This is a genomic window from Bacillus cereus group sp. BfR-BA-01350 (assembly GCF_022663775.1).
GTDB classification, from domain to species: Bacteria; Bacillota; Bacilli; order Bacillales; family Bacillaceae_G; genus Bacillus_A; species Bacillus_A paranthracis.
Map to the genome: position 1 here is coordinate 324789 of NZ_JAKUGD010000005.1, position 21595 is coordinate 346383.

Consider the following 21595-nt stretch of genomic DNA (forward strand, 5'->3'; position numbering starts at 1 on the left):
TGTTTTTAGATACTTATAATAAGGGGGATATAATATATATGAAAGATGTAATTGAGAAACGCCATATTCGCGCAGAAGTTCCTACTGAATTAACATGGGACCTCTCTGATTTATACGAATCTGATAAAGAGTGGGAAACTGCATTACGTGTATTAACAGATGATATAAAAAAACTTGATGCGTTTAAAGGACAATTACACAATAGCCCTACCACCTTATTACATTGCCTACTTTTAGAAGAAGAGCTTTTAATGAAGTTAACAAAACTATATTCATATGCAAATTTAAAAGAATCTACTGATCGTACAAATCCAGTTATTCAAGCGAACTCTTCCAAAATTGCCGCTTTATGGACGAAAGTACATACGGCGCTATCCTTTATTCATAATGAAATTCTCTCATTAGAAGAAGGCACAATTGAAAAATATTTAACGGAAGAAACAAAACTTGAACCTTTCCATAAATCATTACTAGACATATTACAAAAAAGGCCGCACACGCTCTCTCCTGAAACTGAAGAAGCACTTGCTGCACTTGGCGAAGTACATAGTTCTCCATACAAAATTTACGGTATGACTAAATTAGCCGATATGGATTTTAACTCCATACAAGATGAACAAGGAAATGAACTCCCTGTGTCGTTTGCATTATTTGAAAGCAAATATGAGTTTTCTCCAAGCGCAGACATACGTAGGAAAGCATACTCATCATTTGTTTCCACCTTGAAACGATATAAGAATACAGTGGCAACAACATATGCGACTGAAGTAAAAAAACAAGTAACACTCTCTCGCTTACGCAAATTTGAATCTGTTACTCATATGCTTTTGGAACCTCAAAAAGTTCCACTTGAAATGTATAACAATCAACTTGATATTATTTATAAAGAATTGGCGCCTCATATGCGCCGTTTTGCAGATTTAAAAAAGAAAGTATTAGGACTCGATGAAATGCTGTTCTGCGACTTACACGCACCTTTAGATCCCGAATTTAATCCGACAATTACTTACGAAGAAGCTGGAAAACTCATTCAAGAATCTTTACAAGTACTTGGCGATGAATATAGTGCCATTATCGAAAAAGGGTTCAAAGAAAGATGGGTCGACCTTGCAGATAACGTAGGCAAATCAACTGGAGCATTTTGTTCAAGTCCATATGGTTCTCATCCGTACATTTTAATTACATGGCAAAATACGATGCGCGGCTGTTTCACATTGGCTCATGAATTCGGGCATGCTGGTCATTTTTATTTAGCAAACAAAAACCAGCGTATTATGAACGTACGTCCATCTATGTACTTCGTTGAAGCACCATCTACAATGAATGAATTACTATTAGCCCAGCATTTATTAGCGACGAATGACGATAAGAGAATGCATAGATGGGTGATCCTGCAACTACTCGGCACATATTATCATAACTTTGTTACTCACTTACTTGAGGGAGAATATCAAAGAAGAGTATACAGCCTAGCAGAAGAAGGTGGAGCACTTACAGCTACAACTTTAACTGAAATAAAAGCAAATGTACTTTCAACATTCTGGGGAGACTCCGTAAAAATTGATGAAGGTGCTGGATTAACTTGGATGCGTCAACCTCATTATTATATGGGCTTATATTCTTACACGTATTCAGCAGGCCTCACTGCATCTACTGCGGTGGCTCAAATGATTAAAGAAGAAGGACAACCTGCTGTTGATCGCTGGTTAGATGTACTTCGCGCTGGTGGTACGATGAAACCACTGGAATTAATGAAACATGCTGGAGTCGATATGTCAAAACCAGATACAATCCGCAAAGCTGTTTCTTACGTTGGTTCCTTAATTGATGAATTAGAACGCTCTTATCAAGAATAAAAAATAAGCCCTCGCTTTATGAGGGCTTATTTCATACTTATTTTCCAAATCTTTTACGGTATCCACATTTTCTGCATAGCTCTTCAACTGCAACTCTTCTCGAAAATCCATCGACAATGTTTGTTGCTCTTTCGCCTTCTATAATGTTAGAAAATGAATCATTATTAATATTTCCAAGGTTAATAATGCCTTCACCATCTAAACAACAAGGAATAACCGTTCCATTCGCTAAAATACCAGCTTGATTTCGAAGGCCGTGACAGAATCCTTTTCCATCATCCTCTTCTTCATGCAATGCTGGCCACTGGAATTCATAGTCTTGATTAATAAAGACACGTTCCGCAATTTTTATACCTTTTCCTGGTGTAAGCTTCTCTTCAATTTGATAAGATAAATTAAACTCATTTTCAATGATAGATAATAACTCTCTATTCTTCTGGATTTCAGCATTTGTTTTATTATCCTGCGTTAGGTTCCATAATCTAAGTGAAACGATTAAATCCGATTGACTTGTCGCCTCTCTAATGAAGGAAAGTATACTTCTTACATACCCCTCTTTGTCTTGTGAACCTGGGTGCCCATCAAAACTATGCAGTGAAAAATTCATTTGTCTTAAAGCAGGCTTATTTAACAATCTATGCCTTCTCTTATTAATTAACGTTCCGTTCGTTGTAATATTAACTTTAAACCCTTTTTCATGGCTTAAATCTAACAATTGATCTATTTTTGGGTGCAGCAACGGCTCACCCTTCACGTGCAAATAAATGTAGTCTGTGTGTGGTTTAATTTGGTCTAATCTTTTCGCAAAATCCTCCACAGAAATGAATTGCTTCTGTCTTTCCGTCGGCGGACAAAAGCTGCACGCAAGATTACATACACTCGTAATCTCCAAGTAAAATTTCTTAAACTTCTTCACCTTTAACTCCTCACTTCTATGACTACTTATACTTTTTCCTCTTCATATTACAGCATACTTTTTTAGAAATAGAAACATACTTATTTTAGGAAATATAGAAAACGGCCACATCTGTAGCCGTTTGAATGTACTATTACTATTTATGATACGGTTCCCCACGATTAATACGAAACGCTCTATACACTTGCTCAAGTAACACTAATCGCATTAATTGATGTGGTAACGTCATCTTTGAAAAAGAAAGAGATTCATTTGAACGCTTCATTACTTCTGAACTTAGTCCAAGTGATCCACCAATCACGAAGGCAACTTTACTTTTTCCATATGTAGCAAGACGATCTAAGCTTACTGCAAATTCTTCTGATGATTTTTGCTTTCCTTCTATCGCTAACGCAATGACATGCGTATCATCAGAAATTTTATCTAGTATACGTATACCTTCTTTTTCTTTTACAATTAGCATTTCTGCTTCACTTAAATTTTCTGGTGCCTTTTCATCTGGCAATTCAATTACTTCTACTTTTGCGTATGCAGATAATCGTTTTAAGTATTCTGCTATACCTTGTTTTAAATATTTTTCTTTTAATTTCCCAATTGAAATAATCGAGATATTCACACGTATTCCCCACCTTACAAACATGTTATCCACATAACTTATCCACATATCCACAATTATTACCCACATATTGTGTGAGAATCTGTGTTCGATACAACATATGTCGCCTCATTTTGACAAAATTCACATGTTTTTTTCTCTTTTTCTGAGTTATCCACATTATTAATAACTGGCGCTACTTCACACTCATCCACAATAATATCTAACGCTAATTCAACATGTTCTAAACAACAAGGTAAATTCATATTCTTCACCTCACTTTTCTACAATAGAAAACAGGAGGTAGGCCCTCCTGTTTTTAATACTTTTGAATGCCTAGTTTAACCGTTGTTGTTGCTCGTTTCGTACCACGATAAAACGTAAGAGTCATTTTATCATTAATTTTTTTATCATATAAGGCCGTACGGAATCCGATAATATCACGAACCGGTTTTCCATCTACTGCTACAATTACATCGTGTTCTCGTAAACCAGCATCTGTGCCTGGCGAAGGACTTTTCACATCTAAAATGCAAACTCCCTCTGTTACATTGCCTGGTAAATGCAATGTTTTTGACCAATAGTAGTTTGGAATCTCATTTAATGATCTCAGTTCAATTCCAACATACGGTCTTCTTACTTTTCCGTACTTCTCTAATTCATTCATAATTGGAACAGCTCTAGTCACTGGAATAGCTAGACCAATTCCTTCTACTTCTTTTGCAGCAATTTTCATTGAGTTAATACCAATTAATTGACCTGCTGCATTTACAAGCGCACCACCACTATTACCCGGATTAATTGCTGCGTCTGTTTGCAATACTTCTACTTGCCAATCATAATGTCCATCTTGATCTAAATCTACAGGGACAATACGCTCATTAGCTGAAATAATACCTTGTGTGACAGTTCCAGAAAATTGGAGCCCGAGCGGGTTTCCAATCGCAATGACTGGTTCTCCTCTACGAACAGTATTAGAATCGCCAATCTCAATTACTTTTTTCACATGCTTTGCATCTATCTCTAGTACAGCCAAATCTGTGACCACATCGGTTCCTAATACCTTTCCAGGAACCTTCTTACCATCACTTAAACTTACTTCAATACGATTTGCTCCAGCAACAACATGATTATTCGTTACAATGTAAGCTTGACCATCTGTCTTCTTATAAATTACACCTGATCCCGTACCTGCTTCTGAATCTGCCTCTGAAAAATTATCTCGTTGAATATTAATAACTCCAACAACAGCTTCAGACGCACGATCAACAGCATCCACAAAGCTAATCTGTTTAATTCCTTGAGCTTCGGCCATATTACTTCCACTTGCTTCAGCTTGCGGAAACGCGTCCGCATCATTTGAAAATAAGGGAGCTCCAAATGCAAATAACGAAGCTCCTACAATTGTTCCTGCTATGCTAGAAATAACAATACCTTTATGCTTCTTTTTCCTTGCACGTTTCATACGATAATTTTCTCCATCAATAAAGGACATATTTGTTCACCTATCTTCCTGAAAACAACTATATTCACCTTTATTGTTTACTAAAATGGAGAATTATACGTATTGAATTTTTGTAGGCATTTTTGGATCTGTATCGTGAATTTCAAAAGCTTCTCCCACTCCAAATCCCTTTTCCTCTAATACTTGTGATACCGACATACGTGCTAGTTCTTTCATGTTATTATCTAAACTCAAATGGGCTAAATAAATATGCTTTGTCTCATCTGTAATTACATCCGCCATTGCTAATGCAGCATCTTCATTACAAACGTGCCCCACATCGCTTAAAATACGTCGTTTAATACTCCATGGATAACGTCCCATACGAAGCATTTCCACGTCATGATTACTTTCAAACACGAAAGCATTAGCCCCCTTAATAACACCTTTCATACGGTCACTCACGTATCCTGTATCTGTAATAAGAGCCAACTTTCTATTATTGTTATGAAAAGCATAGAACATTGGCTCTGCCGCATCATGTGAAACTCCAAATGACTCGACCTCAATATCACCGAATGTTTTTACATCCCCAACTGAGAAAATAAACTTTTGCTCAGTTGGGATATTTCCTATTAAGTGTTCCATTGCATTCCATGTTTTCTCATTTGCATAAACAGGTAAATCATATTTACGTGCCAATACACCTAAGCCTTTAATATGGTCACTATGTTCATGTGTTACAAGAATACCCGATACATCATTTATATTTAATTCTGCCTGTTTAAATAAAGCCTCTGTTGCTTTACCACTTAAACCTGCATCGACAAGTAACTTCTTTTCATCTGTTCCTACATATAGCATATTCCCTGTACTTCCACTTGCAAGTACACTAAAATGCAACCCCATTCTTTCTCACTCCAGTATGTTCATCAACCACTTGATTTTCCTTTTCACCTAATTCCATAACTTGTCCTTCAATTGCATTTACAAAGAAGTCCTGCTTCTGCTCCGTTTTTAAATTCCACGTTGGAGCAAGTACTTGGTTATTAGAAGTAGATGCGGTAAGGTTGGCATAACCAATTTGCGCTTCTTTTACATGTGTATTCCCATGAATTTTATTTTTTAAATACAGATTTTCTAAAGCAGTTTGGGCAGTAATAATTTCTTGCTGTTTCGTTTTTTCACTTTCGCCCATTTCTTTTAAATCTGTTAGCATCGTCTGTGTGTACGACACAAGTTCATTTTTTTCATTTAGTTCCACAACAATCATTGCCTGCTCGTTATAGAAAATAGGCTTATCTTTATATCTTTGGAAGAAGTAAATTTTAGAGTCTTTCATCGCTCCAAACTCATACTTTTGTCCATCTAATACATAGTTCTTCAAAAAATCATTATACTTATCTTTGGATAAAGATTTTGTATTTAAAAAGGGCTCTTTTAGCTTACTTTCTATTTTGTAAATATTTTGTATATGCGCCGTTTGATTTTTTAAAGCCTGTACATCTTCTTCTTTAAATGCCTTGTTTTCAGCCCTAATAAATGACTCTTTTTTCGGTTCTTTAGGGAAATTACCCATAGTAATTTTGTTTGCTTTTAATTCTTGATCTATCTTTGTTTCTGCAATAAGCTCCAATTGATTACTATCTTGCTTTTGAATGAATTGAAAAATGAGAAAGAGATCCAAAACAAAAAAGGTCACAATAAATATGGTTTTAATCCGATCCCAATCCATTTAGTCCTCCCTCACTCCACTCATATATTTTTTGTTTGCCAGCTTCATCTTCAACAAACTTTACATACCAAATCGGCTGTAGTCGCGCTACTTGCCCATCTAGTGATAATTTGTATCCAATCCCAATGTCCTTAATGAATCTTTTATCTACAGCCGCATTATTTTCTAAGGATGCTATTACAACGTGACCTGATGGGAGAGTAACCTTCTGTTCGATACCTTTCGTATTCAAAGACAGCAACGATCTTTCATATTCCATTACTTCTTCTGATCCCCATACTTGTCTCAATTCAGCTAACCCATCTGTATTAAATACGGGATATCCATCTTCCTGTAAGCGGAAGACTGTCTGTCCTTTATTCATATAGTCCAAACGATATGAATCCAAGCTTCCACTGTGACCATTTACAAAATCAAAACTTTTTTGTAAAAGCATTAAATTATCTGGCTTTTTCTCACTTAAAACAGAAGAATTTTTATACTTTAGCATATGCTGATCATTTTCAATCTCCATAGACCTAATACCATCTGTAAATATTTCTTTCGATTGCTCGGTAATCGGGCTTAAATAACGTGGGTCACTAAAAAGAGCATTCTTAAATGTATCAACCGCCAAATTAGATGAAATATATGTTATATTACTTAATTCTGTCGTTCCATCTGGTAAAAATAGCTTTTTCATATCATTAATTTGATAGTCAAAATAAGGTTTCGCTGATACTATAAATTGATTTTGTGCATTTACAATATCTTTTAAATACACACCACTTAATTTTGCTTCATATATTCTAGAGTTATCACCATCGGAAACAAAATTAATTTTAATTTCTTGATCCCTACTTCTAGAAGGGTCAAGAATAATTCGATTAAAGTGTTTAGGCTTATCTATACTCTTTTCTTTCATACTAAACATAGATTTAACTGCATCAAATGGGATGTTGGTAGGGAAAATAAGTTCAATTTTCCCTTCACCATGCACATAAGAAAGGAAGTCAGCCTTAGCAATCGATATCTCTTTGAACTCATGTAATTCCCCTGCTTCCAAAGTTCTATAGATTGATTCTATATCTCCCTCTCTTTTGCTCCCGTAATGATTTTTATCTTTATGCACAATGATAGAAGTAGGGCGGACAACATCAGCGATTTTCGTTTGAGTATTTCCCTCATTCCCCTGTACAAATTTTGCGTTTTGCATAGATGTGGAATCTGGCACATACGTCCATAAGTTAAAAGTAAGAAATAGACTAATTACAACTAAATTAATTAAAACTATCGTTTTAACATTCTCCATACTCATTCCCATTCGTCCTCTTCATCTGCTGCCATAGGCAATGTGAAATAAATCGTTGTCCCTTTTCCTTCCTCACTCTTTGCCCAAATCGAGCCACCATGTGCCTCAATCATTTCTTTCGCAATTGCTAATCCAAGTCCTGTACCGCCCATTTGTCTTGAACGTGCTTTATCTACGCGATAAAAACGTTCAAAGATTTTATCGACGTTTTCTTTCGGAATACCCATTCCTTGATCACTTACACTAATCTCCAATAATTCTCCGCGATCACGTAAACGATATGTTACTGTTCCACCTTCTGGTGAATACTTTAATGCATTCGAAATAATGTTATACAATACTTGCGTAATTTTATCCGTATCCATATCAATAAATCGAGATTTTTTAGAGAAAGATCGTTTGAAGCTTACGTTTTGCTCTTTAGACATTTCAAAACGATCAATAATGTTATTAAAGAAGTCAGTAAAGTCGACCCATTCTTTCATTAAACGATGTTCTGTACTATCGAGTTTAGATAGTTGCAATAACGCATTTACAAGTCTAATCATTCTTTCTGTTTCTTCTTGTGTAACTGTTAAAAACTGTGGTGCAATATTTGGATCTTGCCACGCACCGTCTGTAAGTGCCTCTAAGTAACTGCGCATTGTCGTTAATGGCGTTCTTAATTCATGAGAGACGTTTGCTACAAACTCGCGGCGTTCTCTTTCTATACGCTCCTGCTCAGTCACATCATATAATACGGCAATTAAACCATTTGCTTTCCCTGTCTCTTTTTGAATAACAGAGAAACTAGCGCGTAAAATATATGGCTCATTTCTCGTACTAAAATCTAATAAAACAGAATCCGGCTCTTCGTATAAATGATCGAGCGTAAATTCTTCTTGTATTCCCAATACTTCTAAAACAGATTGATCGAGCGCCGTTTCACGCGAAACATTTAGCATCTTTTCCGCAGGATCATTTAATAAAATAATGTCCCCTTTTCGGTCAGTAGCAATTACTCCATCTGTCATATGTGATAATACGGATGACAATTTACGTCTTTCACTTTCTGTTGAAGAACGAGCTTGTTGTAATTTTTTTGATAAATTATTGAAAGATAATGCTAATTGTCCAATTTCATCATGGCTATGCACTTTTACTTTTCTTGAATAGTTTCCTTTTGCCATTTCAATTGCTTGTCTTCGCATATCAGAAATTGGTCTCGTAATCGTTTGAGCTAACAAAATTCCAAGTACAGCTGTTACGAGTAATGCAATAACGGTTCCGGTCGCAAAGATTTGATTAATATCCTTCATCTGCTTATAAACATCTTCCATGGATGCAACAACGTAAATAGCACCAAGTGCATCTTTGTTGTTATCATCCATAATAGGAGTAATCATAACTTGTACACGGTGACCTGTACGACCATCCTTCTCAATTTTCACTTCTGGTTTTTTTTGTACCAATACCCGCTGAACAGCTATATCAGTTGACGTTCTATTTACCTTGTTTTGTTTTGACTCATCTGAAATAGCGAGCAGCTTTCTATTCGCATCAAATACACTTACCTCTTGAATATCCTTCTTTCGATCAGAGGCAAATTTTCGAATGGAAGTTTTAATCGTTTCACCTGTTGATTCTGTCTCTGCTTTTGTATAACTTTTTTTAAACTCTTGTTTCAAGTTATACGATAATAAGTTCGTTTGTTGCGTTAAAGAATCTCTAAAACCTTGTACAAGACTCTTTTCTAACTCTCTTACGAAATATACCCCAATAACTTGCATAGCTATCAATATTAATAGCATATATATGAGTACAAATTTTAAATGAATAGATTGAAAAAAACCGACTTTCTTCATATACTATTCCTGCTCTGGGTCACGCAAGTAATACCCTACTCCACGTCTAGTGACAATTAATGTAGGATGACTTGGATTATCTTCAATTTTTTCACGTAGACGACGTACTGTTACATCCACTGTACGTACATCTCCAAAATAATCATAACCCCAAACTGTTTGCAATAAATGTTCACGTGTCATAACTTGTCCTAAATGTTTTGCTAAATAATGTAATAGCTCAAATTCACGGTGTGTAAGCTCAATATTTTCCTCACGTTTCGTTACACTATACGCATTTGGATTGATAACAATTGGTCCAATAACCATTTCCGTATTTTCTTCTTTTTCTGCCGCACCACCTTGCTGATGGCGACGTAAATTCGCCTTCACGCGAGCAAGTAATTCCCTCGTACTAAATGGCTTCGTTACATAATCATCTGCGCCAAGCTCCAAACCTAATACTTTATCAATTTCAGAATCCTTCGCTGTAAGCATAATAATCGGCATTTCTGAGCTTTTACGTATTTCACGGCAAACCTCTAAGCCATCCTTACCTGGTAGCATAATATCTAATAAAACCATATCTGGCTGTTCTTCAGTCGCTTTTTCAATTGCTTCATCACCATCGTGCGCCATTACAATTTCAAAACCTTCTTTTTCTAGGTTGAACTTCAAAATATCTGCAATCGGCTTTTCATCATCAACTACTAAAATTTTCTTTCCCATCATCGTCTATTTCCTCCTTATAAAGTGAAACTTTAATCAGCCCTCACCAATCGGGCTTTTACGGGCAGCTCGCTTCCCACCTAACTTCTTTGCTTTCGCTGAATTTTAAGGTGGGGGTCTTACTGCCCGGTAAATAACAGGGTAAAAATATGGTCAATATCCTTAAACACATTGATGTCTACATAGTATGTCCCTATATGACCACATCTTTTGCTTAAGTAATTTCTACTCTATTCTCACAGACTCATGTATAATCCACTTTTACACGGAATCCTATACGATCTATAGAAAAACCTCTAGCTTCAACTGCTAGAGGCTCCTCATTCTATTTTAAAATAACTACTCAATTTTGTAAAATTACACAAATAAAAAGGATATTAAGTGGGCCCACTTAATATCCTGAGAGTGGCTCGGGACGGAATCGAACCGCCGACACGAGGATTTTCAGTCCTCTGCTCTACCGACTGAGCTACCGAGCCAAAACTATATATAAAACCACTAATGGTGGTATAAACAAAAGTGGCGGTCCCGACCGGGGTCGAACCGGCGATCTCCTGCGTGACAGGCAGGCATGTTAACCACTACACCACGGGACCAAAAATGAACATAAAAAAAACATGACCCGTACGGGATTCGAACCCGTGTTACCGCCGTGAAAGGGCGGTGTCTTAACCACTTGACCAACGGGCCACGAAAAAATAAAATGGTGAGCCATGAAGGACTCGAACCTTCGACCCTCTGATTAAAAGTCAGATGCTCTACCAACTGAGCTAATGGCTCATACTCACCAACGTCATATTTTCGTGACGACAAGATGTATCATAACATGTTTTATTTATATTTTGCAATACCTTTTTTTATTTTTTTATAAAAGATAAGAAAAAACTCATGCGGACATGAGTTTTTCTCAAAAATATCAATTAAGCTTCGTATACGTTACGAACAATATTTGTTTGGTTACGATCTGGTCCAACTGAGAACATAGATAATTGAATTCCTGTTAACTCAGAAACACGTTCTACGTATTTTCGTGCATTTTCAGGAAGCTCATCTAATGATCTTACACCAGTAATATCTTCTGTCCAACCTGGAAGCTCTTCGTATACAGGCTCACATTTCGCTAAAATGTTTAAGTTTGCTGGAACTTCATCGATAACTTTTCCATCGCATTTGTAAGCAACACAAATTTTAAGTGTTGGAATACCAGTTAGAACGTCGATAGAGTTTAATGATAGATCTGTTAAACCACTAACACGACGTGCATGTCTTACAACAACACTATCGAACCAACCTACGCGGCGTGGACGACCAGTTGTCGTTCCATACTCACGACCAACTTCACGAATTTGATGACCAATTTCGTCATGAAGCTCAGTAGGGAATGGACCATCACCTACGCGGCTTGTATATGCTTTACATACACCTACAACGCGAGTAACTTTTGCAGGGCCAACTCCAGTTCCAACTGTTACACCACCAGCAATTGGGTTAGAAGATGTAACGAACGGATACGTACCGTGGTCGATATCAAGCATAACACCTTGTGCACCTTCAAATAATACACGGTGATTATTATCTAATGCATCATTTAATACAACAGACGTATCACATACATATTGTGCGATTTGCTGTCCGTACTCGAAGTACTCTTCGAAGATTTCGTCTACACTGAAACCTTCTGTATCGTACATTTTTTCAAATAAACGATTTTTTTGTGCTAAATTTTGCTCAAGCTTCTCTTTAAATGCTTCACGGTCTAAAAGATCAGCCATACGAATACCGATACGAGCAGCTTTGTCCATATATGCAGGACCGATACCTTTTTTCGTTGTACCGATTTTGTTATCACCTTTACTTGCTTCTTCTAACTCATCTTGTTTTAAGTGATAAGGCAAAATAACGTGCGCACGGTTACTTACACGTAAATTATCCGTACTTACACCACGATCGTGTAAGTATTTTAACTCTTCAAGTAATGCTTTCGGATCTACTACTAAGCCGTTTCCGATTACACAAATTTTCTCTTTATAGAAAATACCAGATGGAATTAAGTGTAATTTATATTTAACTCCGCCAAAAACGATTGTATGTCCTGCGTTATTTCCACCTTGATATCTTGCAACTACTTCCGCATGCTCAGAAAGAAAATCAGTGATTTTACCTTTTCCTTCGTCGCCCCATTGTGTTCCTACAACTACTACTGAAGACATTATTAAAGCACCTCCGCAATTTTCAAACGATCTATTCAAACAATATAATTGTACCAAAACCGAAAAAGAAGTCAACCAAAAAGCGAACATTTTTTTATCAAAAAACTTTTTCGTTCGTAACAATTATATTTTCACACTATGAAAGCCTTATCTTTTCTATAAAAAAAAAGAAACACATCTTATTATAAGAAATGCGTTTCTTTTTTATACTATCGTTATGCCGGCGGCGCATGTCCATCTTCGAAACGACGTTCTAAGTTAACGAACTTATTGAACTCTTTAACGAATGCGAGCTCTACTGAGCCTACTGGACCATTACGCTGCTTTGCAATAATAATTTCAATCGTATTTTTATTTTCCGTTTCTCGGTCATAGTAATCTTCACGATATAGGAAGGCTACGATATCGGCATCCTGCTCGATACTTCCCGATTCACGAATATCAGACATCATCGGACGTTTATCTTGACGAGATTCTACACCACGAGATAACTGTGACAAGGCAATAACAGGAACTTGTAATTCACGCGCAATCCCTTTTAGTGTACGAGAAATCTCAGATACTTCCTGCTGACGGTTCTCCCCTGATTTCCCACTTCCTTGAATAAGCTGTAAGTAGTCAATCAAGATCATACCAAGACCCTGTTCTTGTTTTAATCTACGACATTTTGCTCGAATCTCATTTACTTTAATCCCCGGCGTATCATCAATATAAATACCAGCATTAGAAAGGCTGCCCATTGCCATCGTTAATTTCGCCCAATCATCAGAAGTTAACGATCCGGTACGAAGTCTTTGTGCATCAATATTCCCTTCTGCACAAAGCATACGCATAACAAGCTGATCAGCACCCATCTCTAGACTAAAAATCGCTACATTTTCATCCGTTTTCGTCGCTACGTTTTGTGCGATATTTAATGAAAATGCCGTTTTACCTACCGACGGACGTGCCGCCACGATGATTAAATCATTTCGCTGGAACCCTGCCGTCATCTTATCTAATTCAGTAAATCCAGTCGGTATCCCGGTCACTTCACCTTTTTGATTATGCAAAAGTTCGATTTTATCGTAAGCATCTACAAGAACGTCTTTAATGTTTTGGAATGCTTTCGCATTGGTCTGATGAGATACTTCTAATATTTTTTTCTCAGCCTCATTTAAAAGACCATCCACATCATCTTCTCTCTCATATCCATCAGACACAATATGAGTCGCCGTTCGAATTAAACGACGTAACAGTGCTTTTTCAGCGATGATTCTTGCATAATACTCTACGTTAGCAGCAGTCGGAACAACTTCTGCTAATTCTGCTAAGTAAGAAACCCCACCAACTTCTTCTAGTAATCCTTGATCAGCCATTGCTGACGTCATCATTACTAAGTCAATTGGCTCCCCCTTATCAGATAGCCCAAGCATGACTTCAAAAATCTTTTGATGTTTCGTTCGATAAAATGAGTCAGGTACTAATAGTTCCGATGCCGATGTTAACGCATCCTGATCAATCAATATAGCACCTAAGACTGCCTGCTCAGCTTCTATATTATGCGGAGGGGTACGATCAGCCATTACATCACTCATACGCAATCCTCCTTGCTTAACTTAGTTTTATTGTTCACTAACATGAACTTTTACTGTTGCTGTTACTTGCGGATGCAATTTCACAGTAACGTTTGTATAGCCTAATGCACGAATTGCATCATCCATTTCAAATTTACGCTTATCAAGTTTAATATTGTGAGATTTTTGCATTGCATCTACGATTTGTTTACTTGTGATTGAACCGAATAGACGGCCGCCTTCTCCAGATTTAGCCTTTAATTCTACAGTTAATTTCTCTAACGTTTCTTTTAATTGTTTTGCATTTTCAAGCTCTGCTGCTGCATCTTTTTCTTCTTTACGCTTTTGAGCTTCTAAAGTTTTCATACTGCTATTCGTCGCTTCAGCAGCTAATCCTTGTTTTAGTAAGAAGTTATTTGCATAACCATCTGGTACGTTTTTTACTTCTCCTTTTTTCCCTTTACCTTTTACGTCTTTTAGAAAAATTACTTTCATGATTGTGTGCCTCCCTGTAAATAGTCATCAATAACAAATCGAAGCTTCTCCTCAGCTTCATCTACTGTAACATTTTTCATTTGTGTGGCTGCATTCGTTAAATGCCCGCCACCACCTAAGTTTTCCATAATTAGCTGCACATTCACTTCGCCTAAAGACCTGCCGCTAATTCCAATGAAATTCTCGCCACGTTTTGCAATAACAAATGATGCAATAATTCCTGTCATTGTTAATAATGTGTCCGCTGATTGCGCAATAAGCACTTGATCGTAGTAATCATCGCTATCAACTTTTGCAATCGCAATTCCATTTGTATAAATGTACGCATTTTTAATAGCTTTTGCAACCCGTAAATACTGATCCATATCTTCTTTTAAAAGCTCTTGTACAAGTACAGTATCTGCACCGTGTGAGCGTAAATAAGAAGCAGCATCAAACGTACGAGCACCTGTCCGGAATGTAAAGCTTTTCGTATCAACAATAATACCTGCTAATAATGCTGTTGCTTCTAACATTGTCATTTTCAAACTTTTCGGTTGGTATTCAAGTAATTCCGTAACAAGCTCTGCCGTAGAAGAAGCATATGGCTCCATGTAAACAAGCAACGGATCTTCAATAAAATCTTCTCCTCGGCGATGATGGTCAATAACAACTACATTTTCAATTTTGCGTAACAGCTTTTCTTCCATCACCATTGAAGGTTTATGCGTATCAACAACAACAAGTAAGGAATCATCATTTGCAAATTCCATCGCTTGTTCTGGTGTAATAAAGTGAGACCATAACTCTTCATTTTGTTTCACTTTATCCATTAAACGCTTAATTCCCTTATCAGAATCATTTTCATCGAGCACAATATATCCTTTGCGCTCATTTAATTGCGCTACCTTTAAAATACCAATCGCAGCACCAATTGCGTCCATATCAGGAGCCCTATGCCCCATTATAATGACATTGCTACTTTCTAATACTAAATCCTTTAATGCATGCGAAATCACTCTGGCACGTACACGAGTACGTTTTTCCACCGGATTTGTCTTACCACCATAAAACTTAACTTTACCTGTCGCTTGTTTAATAGCTACTTGATCTCCACCACGCCCAAGCGCAAGGTCTAGACCTGATTGAGCCATCGCCCCAAGCTCGGATAAAGGTAAATCACCTGATCCAACACCTACACTTAATGTAAGTGGTATATTCCTTTTGGATGTTTCTTCACGTACTTGGTCTAAAATACTAAATTTCCCTTTCTCCATCTGCGCCAAAATACTTTCATTTAGTACAACGAAGAATCTTTCCGAAGATGCACGTTTTAAATATGCCCCATACTTAACGGCCCATTCATTTAGACGGGATGTCACAAGACTTGTTATATTCGTACGTAATTGATCATCTAATCCTTGTGTAACTTCATCATAATTATCTAAATAAATGACAGCTAAAACAGTACGTTGATCCTCGTACATCTTTTCAATCTCTGTTTGTTCTGTTACATCAAAGAAATAAATTAACTTTTCTTCTTTCCTTACAAAGACACGAAACTTTCGATTATTTAAAGAGACTATATCATCGGATGTTTCTCCCTTAATAAAAAGAAGTAACGTTTCTGATACATCATAAAGGTGCCATCCAGCTAATGCATGCTGCCCCAGACATGAAGATAAATAAGGATTTGCCCAATCAATCCCATAATCCTTATTGTATAACAAAATACCAATCGGCATCTGGTTAAATGCCTCATTACTCACTTTCTTTACCCTTGTAATCATATCTGTCGTATGTTTTTCAAAATTCTTTTGGAAAGTAAGTTCAAATCGTACAACAACAAAAAGGACGATACAAAAAATAAAAAAGGAGACTATCCCCATTAGTAAATGAAAATAACAGAGGATTGAAATGAGCACAAACACAAAAAATGCCAATACATAAACAGGATATAAAAACCACTGTTTCTTATAAAATTCAGGCATGTATACAACTCCTATAAAGTAAAACTAACTTATCTTCCAGTTAGTTAAACAGATTAAAATAGTATAAGGAATATTACTTTATCCTCCTATTTTAGAACGTAATGAAATCCCTAAATCAATTATACCTAAGATTGACACAAGAGGAAACAGCATCGGAATAAACATGCAGGCAATAAAACTAATAATAGGAACCCCTTTCGTAAAACCTTTGCTATGCGCCAGAAAAGCGATAAACGTCAAACCTTGCAGCACGAGTAGTAAAGCAAATATGACATATAGGTTAGAAAATACCATATGTAAATATGATGTCGGTTCTACTTTTATAAAAGTTGATAGCAAAATAAATATAACGTAATACCAAACAATACTCTTTGGTAATTGTATATCTTTGAACTTAGGCCAAGGTATAACATCATGCTTTAGCTTTCTTAAAGCACTACCTGATATTATTATGGTAATCCAAGAAAGACATACAGAAACCATCACAAGTATACTCGGGAATACCGCTTGTAATATATCATTCATTTGTACAAATAACTCTTTTTGCTCTTTACTAATCGGCATACCAGCAACACTTGCTATCTTTTCACTTTGCACTACGCTTTTATTAAACATATTTTGTATTTGCTTTATAAAATCTATGTTAAAAAACTTTATACTGGCAACATAAATGAGCATAATACTGATTAAGTATGCAAGTGAACCGGTTATTAAAATCTCCAATGGCTTTCTTTGTTTTTTATACATGCACCCTAAAATAATACCCATCAACCCAAATACGACCGTCTTTACTAGACCTATCGGCTGACTTACAAAAACAGCAATTAAAAATGCAGTCGTAAAAATTACAAATGCATTCGATAATTTATATCTTATCGTTAACAATATAAATGGCAACGGCAACGCAAACGTTACAACTGTACCTAAAATCGGAACATACATAGATATAAACAATAACATTACATATATAGCTAACAACGCGGCTCCTTCAGTAATAAATCTCGCTTGCTTCACATTTTAACCTCTCTTTCAAAAAAGAAAAGCATAGCAAAATGCACAGTAGAGTCCGACTCTACTGTGCATTTCATACGCTATTATTCACCAACATATGGTAAAAGTGCCATTTGACGAGCACGTTTAATTGCAACTGTAAGTTTGCGTTGGTATTTTGCGCTTGTTCCTGTTACACGACGAGGTAAAATTTTACCACGCTCAGAAACGAAACGTTTTAATAAATCAACATCTTTATAATCGATGCGAGTGATGCCGTTAGCTGTGAAGAAACACACCTTACGACGTTTCGCACGTCCACCTTTGCGTCCTGCCATGTCTATTCCCCTCCATTCTTTGTTAAAACTAACAAATTTACTGTATTAGAACGGTAAATCGTCGTCGGAAATGTCGATCGGTTGACCTACATTTGAAAATGGATCGTCATTCTTCGTAAATCCAGAGTTTCCTTGGTTACCTTGGTTGCCTGAATTACTAGATTGACCAAATGGGTTAGAGCTTTGGTTACCGAAACCAGCTCCTGATGGTTGCTGATTAAATGAACCACGTTGCTCCCCACCGCCATTACGCGGCTCTAAAAATTGTACGCTTTCCGCAAGAACTTCTGTTACATATACACGTTTACCATCTTGTCCCTCGTAATTACGAGTTTGAAGACGCCCATCTACGCCTGCTAAGCTACCTTTTTTCAAATAATTTGCTACGTTTTCTGCTTGTTTACGCCATATTACACAATTAATAAAGTCAGCTTCACGCTCACCTTGTTGATTCGCAAATGCGCGATTCACAGCTAACGTAAAAGTAGCTACTGCAACACCATTGGGCGTGTAACGTAAGTCAGGGTCCTTAGTTAAACGACCAACGAGGATAACACGATTCATCAATCGAACCACTCTCCCTTATATATCAATTATTTTTCTTCTTCTTTAACAACGATATGACGAAGGATATCTTCGTTGATCTTAGCTAAACGATCGAATTCGTTAATCGCTTCTGCGTTAGCATTCACGTTTAAGATCATGTAGAAACCTTCACGTAAGTCGTTGATTTCGTAAGCTAAACGACGCTTACCCCACTCTTTCGTGTTAATGATTTCTGCACCATTGTTTGTTAAAACACCTGCAAAACGTTCAACTAAAGCTTTTTGAGCTTCTTCTTCAACGCCAGGACGAATGATGTACATAATTTCGTACTTTCTCATTACACTTTCACCTCCTTTTGGTCTAAACGGCCCGTAATGGGCAAGGAGCAATTAATTTATAGTAATTACTCACGAGTTTAGATTATATCATAGTAAGTTAGATGAATCAACTCACCCATACATAAAAAACTTGGCAAACATATAATATATTTGCCAAGTTCATATCTTTATTTTTCCTAGGAAATATTAAATTAAACGTTGAAACGGAAATGCATAACGTCTCCGTCTTTTACGATATACTCTTTTCCTTCTAAACGAACTTTACCAGCTTCTTTTGCAGCTGTCATAGAACCGTTTGTCATTAAGTCTTCGTAAGAAACTGTTTCTGCACGAATAAATCCACGCTCAAAGTCTGTATGAATTACGCCGGCACATTGTGGTGCTTTCATACCTTGTTTGAACGTCCATGCACGTACTTCTTGCACACCTGCTGTGAAGTAAGTAGCAAGTCCTAATAAATCATATGCAGCACGAATTAATTGATCTAAACCAGATTCCTCAATGCCCAGTTCTTCAAGGAAGACTTTTTTCTCTTCCTCGTCTAGCTCAGCAATTTCTGATTCGATTTTTGCACATACAACGATTACTTGAGAATTTTCATTTGCAGCAAATTCTTTTACCATTTGTACGTATTTGTTTTCAGAAGGATCGATAACATCGTCCTCGCTTACGTTTGCTACGTATAACATTTCTTTCGTTGTCAGTAAATGAAGACCTTTCACAATCTTCATTTGCTCTTCTGTAAATTCAACAGTACGAGCTGGTTTACCCTCTTCAAAGGCTTCTTTTAAACGCACTAAAATTTCATGCTCATATACTGCTTCTTTATCCTTTTGTCTTGCTAATTTCGCAACACGTTCGATACGTTTATCAACAGATTCTAAGTCTGCTAAGATTAGCTCTAAGTTGATTGTTTCAATATCATCAATTGGGTCTACTTTACCTGAAACGTGCGTAATATTTTCGTCTTCAAAACAACGAACAACTTGGCAAATTGCATCTACCTGGCGAATGTGAGATAAGAATTTATTTCCTAAACCTTCACCTTTACTCGCACCTTTTACGATACCTGCAATATCAGTAAACTCAAATACAGTCGGAACAGTTTTTTTCGGTTCTACTAATTCCGTTAATTTATTTAAACGCTCATCTGGTACTTCTACAATTCCTACGTTTGGATCAATTGTACAGAATGGATAGTTTGCAGATTCTGCTCCTGCTTGTGTAATTGCATTAAATAAAGTGGACTTCCCTACGTTAGGTAATCCAACAATCCCAGCCGTTAATCCCATATTTTTCACTCCTATGTCTCAATCTTTCATCATTATAGATAGTAACGAAAAAAATGACAAGTTTCCTCCAAACGAAAAAAAGTAACAGCTACCCACTGTAACTGTTACTTTCTCTCTATTCTTCGTGCTTCACAAGTATTTTTTTCACCTTACGATCAAACTCTCTTCGAGGAATCATTACTGAATGGTCACATCCCTCGCACTTAATGCGGATATCCATTCCCATACGAATAATCTTCCAACGATTCTCCCCACATGGGTGGGCTTTCTTCATTTCCACAACATCGTACAAGTTATATTGCTTTTGCTCCATTCTCCAAACCCCTCTCCATATTAAATTGCTTTTCCACTCACTAACTCTTCACGATTATATAAAACCATACGTGGATATGGAATTTCAATACCATGTAAATCTAGACGATTTTTAATTTCTTTACGAAGTGCCCTTGCAATAACTGCATGTTGCATCGGCTCTACTTCTGCAATAACACGTAATATAACTTCTGATGCAGCTAATGTTTGCACGCCTAATAACTGAGGCGTTGTTACCATTTGCTCATATTGTGCAGGTAATTCTTCTAATAATTCTTCAATGACTTGCTCTGCTTTTGCTATATCAGCCTCATACGAAATAGATACGTCAACAAATGCTACACTATTACTAACTGAATAGTTGGTAACCTGAACGATACTTCCGTTTGGTAAAGTATGAATTTCACCTGTCCAACTTTTCACTTTCGTTGTACGAAGTCCAATTTCTAAAACGACACCTTCAAACTGACCAATTTTCACATAGTCACCAACTGAAAATTGATCTTCTAACAAGATAAATAACCCTGTAATAACATCTTTCACTAAACTTTGAGCACCAAATCCGACTGCTAAACCAATTACCCCAGCACCGGCTAATAAACCTGATGCATTAATATTAAACACACCTAAAATCGCAATTAACATAATGAACATAACAACGTATGCCACAATATTTTCAAGTAACTTCGCTACTGTAACTGTACGACGTTCTGAAATTTGAATTGGAGAACGACTTCCCATACGAAACGCATTTCGTACAACCGCCCTTGCAATTCGCACTACAATTGCACCAATTGTTAAAATGATACATATTTTTAATGTCGCAATTCCAATATGAGCCCAACGATCAGCATCTAGTAAATACTGTTTCGTAGCATTAAACCACTTCGTTAATACATCCATGTACCTCTACCTCTCCAGCCAAAATTTCTTTTTAATTATCTTTCTTATTGTATCAGAAGTCTCCTAATTGCTGAAAAAATTTTATGACTTTAATTCCATTTGTTAACCTCCATGCAGGTATAAAATGGAACAAATATATATATACTAGTACTATTATTTCCGTTCTCACTTAAATTTTACAGCAAGTACGCACTTATAGTTTTCCATTTTACTCACCATATAACATATTTTGAAAATTTATTAAAAGGATGGGTGC

At 36.6% G+C, this 21595-nt stretch carries 21 protein-coding genes and 4 tRNA genes; 1 reads left to right on the plus strand and 24 read right to left on the minus strand.

The genetic code is table 11. From position 1 onward, the window contains the following. The first annotated feature begins 38 nt into the window (after positions 1-38). Complete coding sequence (pepF, locus tag MR147_RS14550) at positions 39-1856, plus strand: oligoendopeptidase F (RefSeq protein ID WP_242304458.1); 1818 nt, start codon at positions 39-41, stop codon at positions 1854-1856. Positions 1857-1893: 37 nt separating this feature from the next. Here the strand turns inward: pepF and MR147_RS14555 are convergent, their stop codons facing one another. The 24 genes from MR147_RS14555 to MR147_RS14670 all read right to left on the minus strand — a co-directional run bounded on the left by MR147_RS14555 (position 1894) and on the right by MR147_RS14670 (position 21339). Continuing rightward, positions 1894-2772 (minus strand): radical SAM/SPASM domain-containing protein, encoded by an 879-nt coding sequence (locus tag MR147_RS14555; RefSeq protein WP_000713636.1) that lies wholly within the window; start codon positions 2770-2772, stop codon positions 1894-1896. Between the two features lie 136 nt (positions 2773-2908). Further along, positions 2909-3388 carry a 23S rRNA (pseudouridine(1915)-N(3))-methyltransferase RlmH gene (gene rlmH / locus MR147_RS14560; RefSeq protein WP_001027003.1) on the minus strand — a complete coding sequence of 160 codons (480 nt, stop codon included), beginning with the start codon at positions 3386-3388 and terminating at the stop codon, positions 2909-2911. A gap of 59 nt (positions 3389-3447) precedes the next feature. Then, positions 3448-3633: a CxxH/CxxC protein gene (locus MR147_RS14565; RefSeq protein ID WP_001052827.1), complete on the minus strand. Its 186-nt coding sequence runs from the start codon at positions 3631-3633 to the stop codon at positions 3448-3450. Between the two features lie 53 nt (positions 3634-3686). Further along, positions 3687-4862 (minus strand): S1C family serine protease, encoded by a 1176-nt coding sequence (locus MR147_RS14570; protein ID WP_000008052.1) that lies wholly within the window; start codon positions 4860-4862, stop codon positions 3687-3689. A gap of 63 nt (positions 4863-4925) precedes the next feature. Continuing rightward, positions 4926-5720 carry an MBL fold metallo-hydrolase gene (locus tag MR147_RS14575; RefSeq protein ID WP_000522836.1) on the minus strand — a complete coding sequence of 265 codons (795 nt, stop codon included), beginning with the start codon at positions 5718-5720 and terminating at the stop codon, positions 4926-4928. After that, positions 5704-6546, minus strand: coding sequence for a two-component system regulatory protein YycI (locus tag MR147_RS14580; RefSeq protein WP_242304460.1), 843 nt, complete (start codon positions 6544-6546; stop codon positions 5704-5706). Before MR147_RS14580 ends, MR147_RS14575 begins: the two co-directional genes overlap by 17 nt. After that, a complete protein-coding gene (locus tag MR147_RS14585) occupies positions 6527-7843 on the minus strand; it encodes a YycH family regulatory protein (protein WP_074609425.1) in 1317 nt (438 codons plus the stop codon). Before MR147_RS14585 ends, MR147_RS14580 begins: the two co-directional genes overlap by 20 nt. Beyond that, a complete protein-coding gene (walK, locus tag MR147_RS14590) occupies positions 7840-9681 on the minus strand; it encodes a cell wall metabolism sensor histidine kinase WalK (RefSeq protein ID WP_000755380.1) in 1842 nt (613 codons plus the stop codon). The genes MR147_RS14585 and walK overlap by 4 nt, the downstream gene beginning before the upstream one ends. 3 nt (positions 9682-9684) lie before the next feature. Then, entirely contained in the window at positions 9685-10392 is a 708-nt protein-coding gene (gene walR, locus MR147_RS14595; protein WP_000971872.1) for a cell wall metabolism DNA-binding response regulator WalR, read from the minus strand. A 403-nt stretch (positions 10393-10795) separates the two neighbouring features. Next, a tRNA-Phe gene (locus MR147_RS14600) sits at positions 10796-10868 on the minus strand. A 41-nt stretch (positions 10869-10909) separates the two neighbouring features. Beyond that, positions 10910-10985 (minus strand) — tRNA-Asp (locus tag MR147_RS14605). Between the two features lie 22 nt (positions 10986-11007). Beyond that, positions 11008-11079: transfer RNA gene (locus MR147_RS14610), tRNA-Glu, on the minus strand. A gap of 14 nt (positions 11080-11093) precedes the next feature. Next, a tRNA-Lys gene (locus MR147_RS14615) sits at positions 11094-11169 on the minus strand. A gap of 140 nt (positions 11170-11309) precedes the next feature. After that, complete coding sequence (locus MR147_RS14620) at positions 11310-12599, minus strand: adenylosuccinate synthase (RefSeq protein ID WP_000100223.1); 1290 nt, start codon at positions 12597-12599, stop codon at positions 11310-11312. A 215-nt stretch (positions 12600-12814) separates the two neighbouring features. After that, positions 12815-14176 (minus strand): replicative DNA helicase, encoded by a 1362-nt coding sequence (dnaB, locus tag MR147_RS14625; protein WP_001286244.1) that lies wholly within the window; start codon positions 14174-14176, stop codon positions 12815-12817. Positions 14177-14203: 27 nt separating this feature from the next. After that, positions 14204-14650 (minus strand): 50S ribosomal protein L9, encoded by a 447-nt coding sequence (gene rplI / locus MR147_RS14630; RefSeq protein ID WP_000864231.1) that lies wholly within the window; start codon positions 14648-14650, stop codon positions 14204-14206. Then, positions 14647-16620 (minus strand): DHH family phosphoesterase, encoded by a 1974-nt coding sequence (locus tag MR147_RS14635; RefSeq protein ID WP_074609423.1) that lies wholly within the window; start codon positions 16618-16620, stop codon positions 14647-14649. Before MR147_RS14635 ends, rplI begins: the two co-directional genes overlap by 4 nt. A gap of 78 nt (positions 16621-16698) precedes the next feature. Beyond that, entirely contained in the window at positions 16699-17634 is a 936-nt protein-coding gene (locus MR147_RS14640) for a YybS family protein (RefSeq protein ID WP_242304462.1), read from the minus strand. 80 nt (positions 17635-17714) lie between these two features. Then, entirely contained in the window at positions 17715-17948 is a 234-nt protein-coding gene (gene rpsR / locus MR147_RS14645; RefSeq protein ID WP_000918873.1) for a 30S ribosomal protein S18, read from the minus strand. 45 nt (positions 17949-17993) lie between these two features. After that, positions 17994-18515, minus strand: coding sequence for a single-stranded DNA-binding protein (gene ssb / locus MR147_RS14650; protein WP_000981967.1), 522 nt, complete (start codon positions 18513-18515; stop codon positions 17994-17996). Positions 18516-18541: 26 nt separating this feature from the next. Then, positions 18542-18832, minus strand: coding sequence for a 30S ribosomal protein S6 (rpsF, locus tag MR147_RS14655; RefSeq protein ID WP_001233779.1), 291 nt, complete (start codon positions 18830-18832; stop codon positions 18542-18544). A 191-nt stretch (positions 18833-19023) separates the two neighbouring features. Next, positions 19024-20124: a redox-regulated ATPase YchF gene (ychF, locus tag MR147_RS14660; RefSeq protein ID WP_000524669.1), complete on the minus strand. Its 1101-nt coding sequence runs from the start codon at positions 20122-20124 to the stop codon at positions 19024-19026. Positions 20125-20239: 115 nt separating this feature from the next. Beyond that, positions 20240-20437, minus strand: a complete 198-nt coding sequence (locus tag MR147_RS14665; protein ID WP_000436051.1) for a DUF951 domain-containing protein — start codon at positions 20435-20437, stop codon at positions 20240-20242. A 20-nt stretch (positions 20438-20457) separates the two neighbouring features. Continuing rightward, complete coding sequence (locus MR147_RS14670) at positions 20458-21339, minus strand: mechanosensitive ion channel family protein (protein WP_000382911.1); 882 nt, start codon at positions 21337-21339, stop codon at positions 20458-20460. Positions 21340-21595: the final 256 nt, after the last annotated feature.

Coding starts and splice junctions, on each gene's coding strand:
- pepF (WP_242304458.1), top strand. CDS start 39: ATGAAAGATGTAATTGAGAAACGCCATATTCGCGCAGAAGTTCCTACT.
- MR147_RS14570 (WP_000008052.1), bottom strand. CDS start 4,862: ATGTCCTTTATTGATGGAGAAAATTATCGTATGAAACGTGCAAGGAAA.
- rpsF (WP_001233779.1), bottom strand. CDS start 18,832: ATGAGAAAGTACGAAATTATGTACATCATTCGTCCTGGCGTTGAAGAA.
- ychF (WP_000524669.1), bottom strand. CDS start 20,124: ATGGGATTAACGGCTGGGATTGTTGGATTACCTAACGTAGGGAAGTCC.
- MR147_RS14620 (WP_000100223.1), bottom strand. CDS start 12,599: ATGTCTTCAGTAGTAGTTGTAGGAACACAATGGGGCGACGAAGGAAAA.
- MR147_RS14585 (WP_074609425.1), bottom strand. CDS start 7,843: ATGAGTATGGAGAATGTTAAAACGATAGTTTTAATTAATTTAGTTGTA.
- MR147_RS14670 (WP_000382911.1), bottom strand. CDS start 21,339: ATGGATGTATTAACGAAGTGGTTTAATGCTACGAAACAGTATTTACTA.
- MR147_RS14580 (WP_242304460.1), bottom strand. CDS start 6,546: ATGGATTGGGATCGGATTAAAACCATATTTATTGTGACCTTTTTTGTT.
- MR147_RS14665 (WP_000436051.1), bottom strand. CDS start 20,437: ATGGAGCAAAAGCAATATAACTTGTACGATGTTGTGGAAATGAAGAAA.
- walK (WP_000755380.1), bottom strand. CDS start 9,681: ATGAAGAAAGTCGGTTTTTTTCAATCTATTCATTTAAAATTTGTACTC.
- MR147_RS14565 (WP_001052827.1), bottom strand. CDS start 3,633: ATGAATTTACCTTGTTGTTTAGAACATGTTGAATTAGCGTTAGATATT.
- MR147_RS14575 (WP_000522836.1), bottom strand. CDS start 5,720: ATGGGGTTGCATTTTAGTGTACTTGCAAGTGGAAGTACAGGGAATATG.
- rpsR (WP_000918873.1), bottom strand. CDS start 17,948: ATGGCAGGACGCAAAGGTGGACGTGCGAAACGTCGTAAGGTGTGTTTC.
- walR (WP_000971872.1), bottom strand. CDS start 10,392: ATGATGGGAAAGAAAATTTTAGTAGTTGATGATGAAAAGCCGATTGCA.
- rplI (WP_000864231.1), bottom strand. CDS start 14,650: ATGAAAGTAATTTTTCTAAAAGACGTAAAAGGTAAAGGGAAAAAAGGA.
- dnaB (WP_001286244.1), bottom strand. CDS start 14,176: ATGAGTGATGTAATGGCTGATCGTACCCCTCCGCATAATATAGAAGCT.
- MR147_RS14635 (WP_074609423.1), bottom strand. CDS start 16,620: ATGCCTGAATTTTATAAGAAACAGTGGTTTTTATATCCTGTTTATGTA.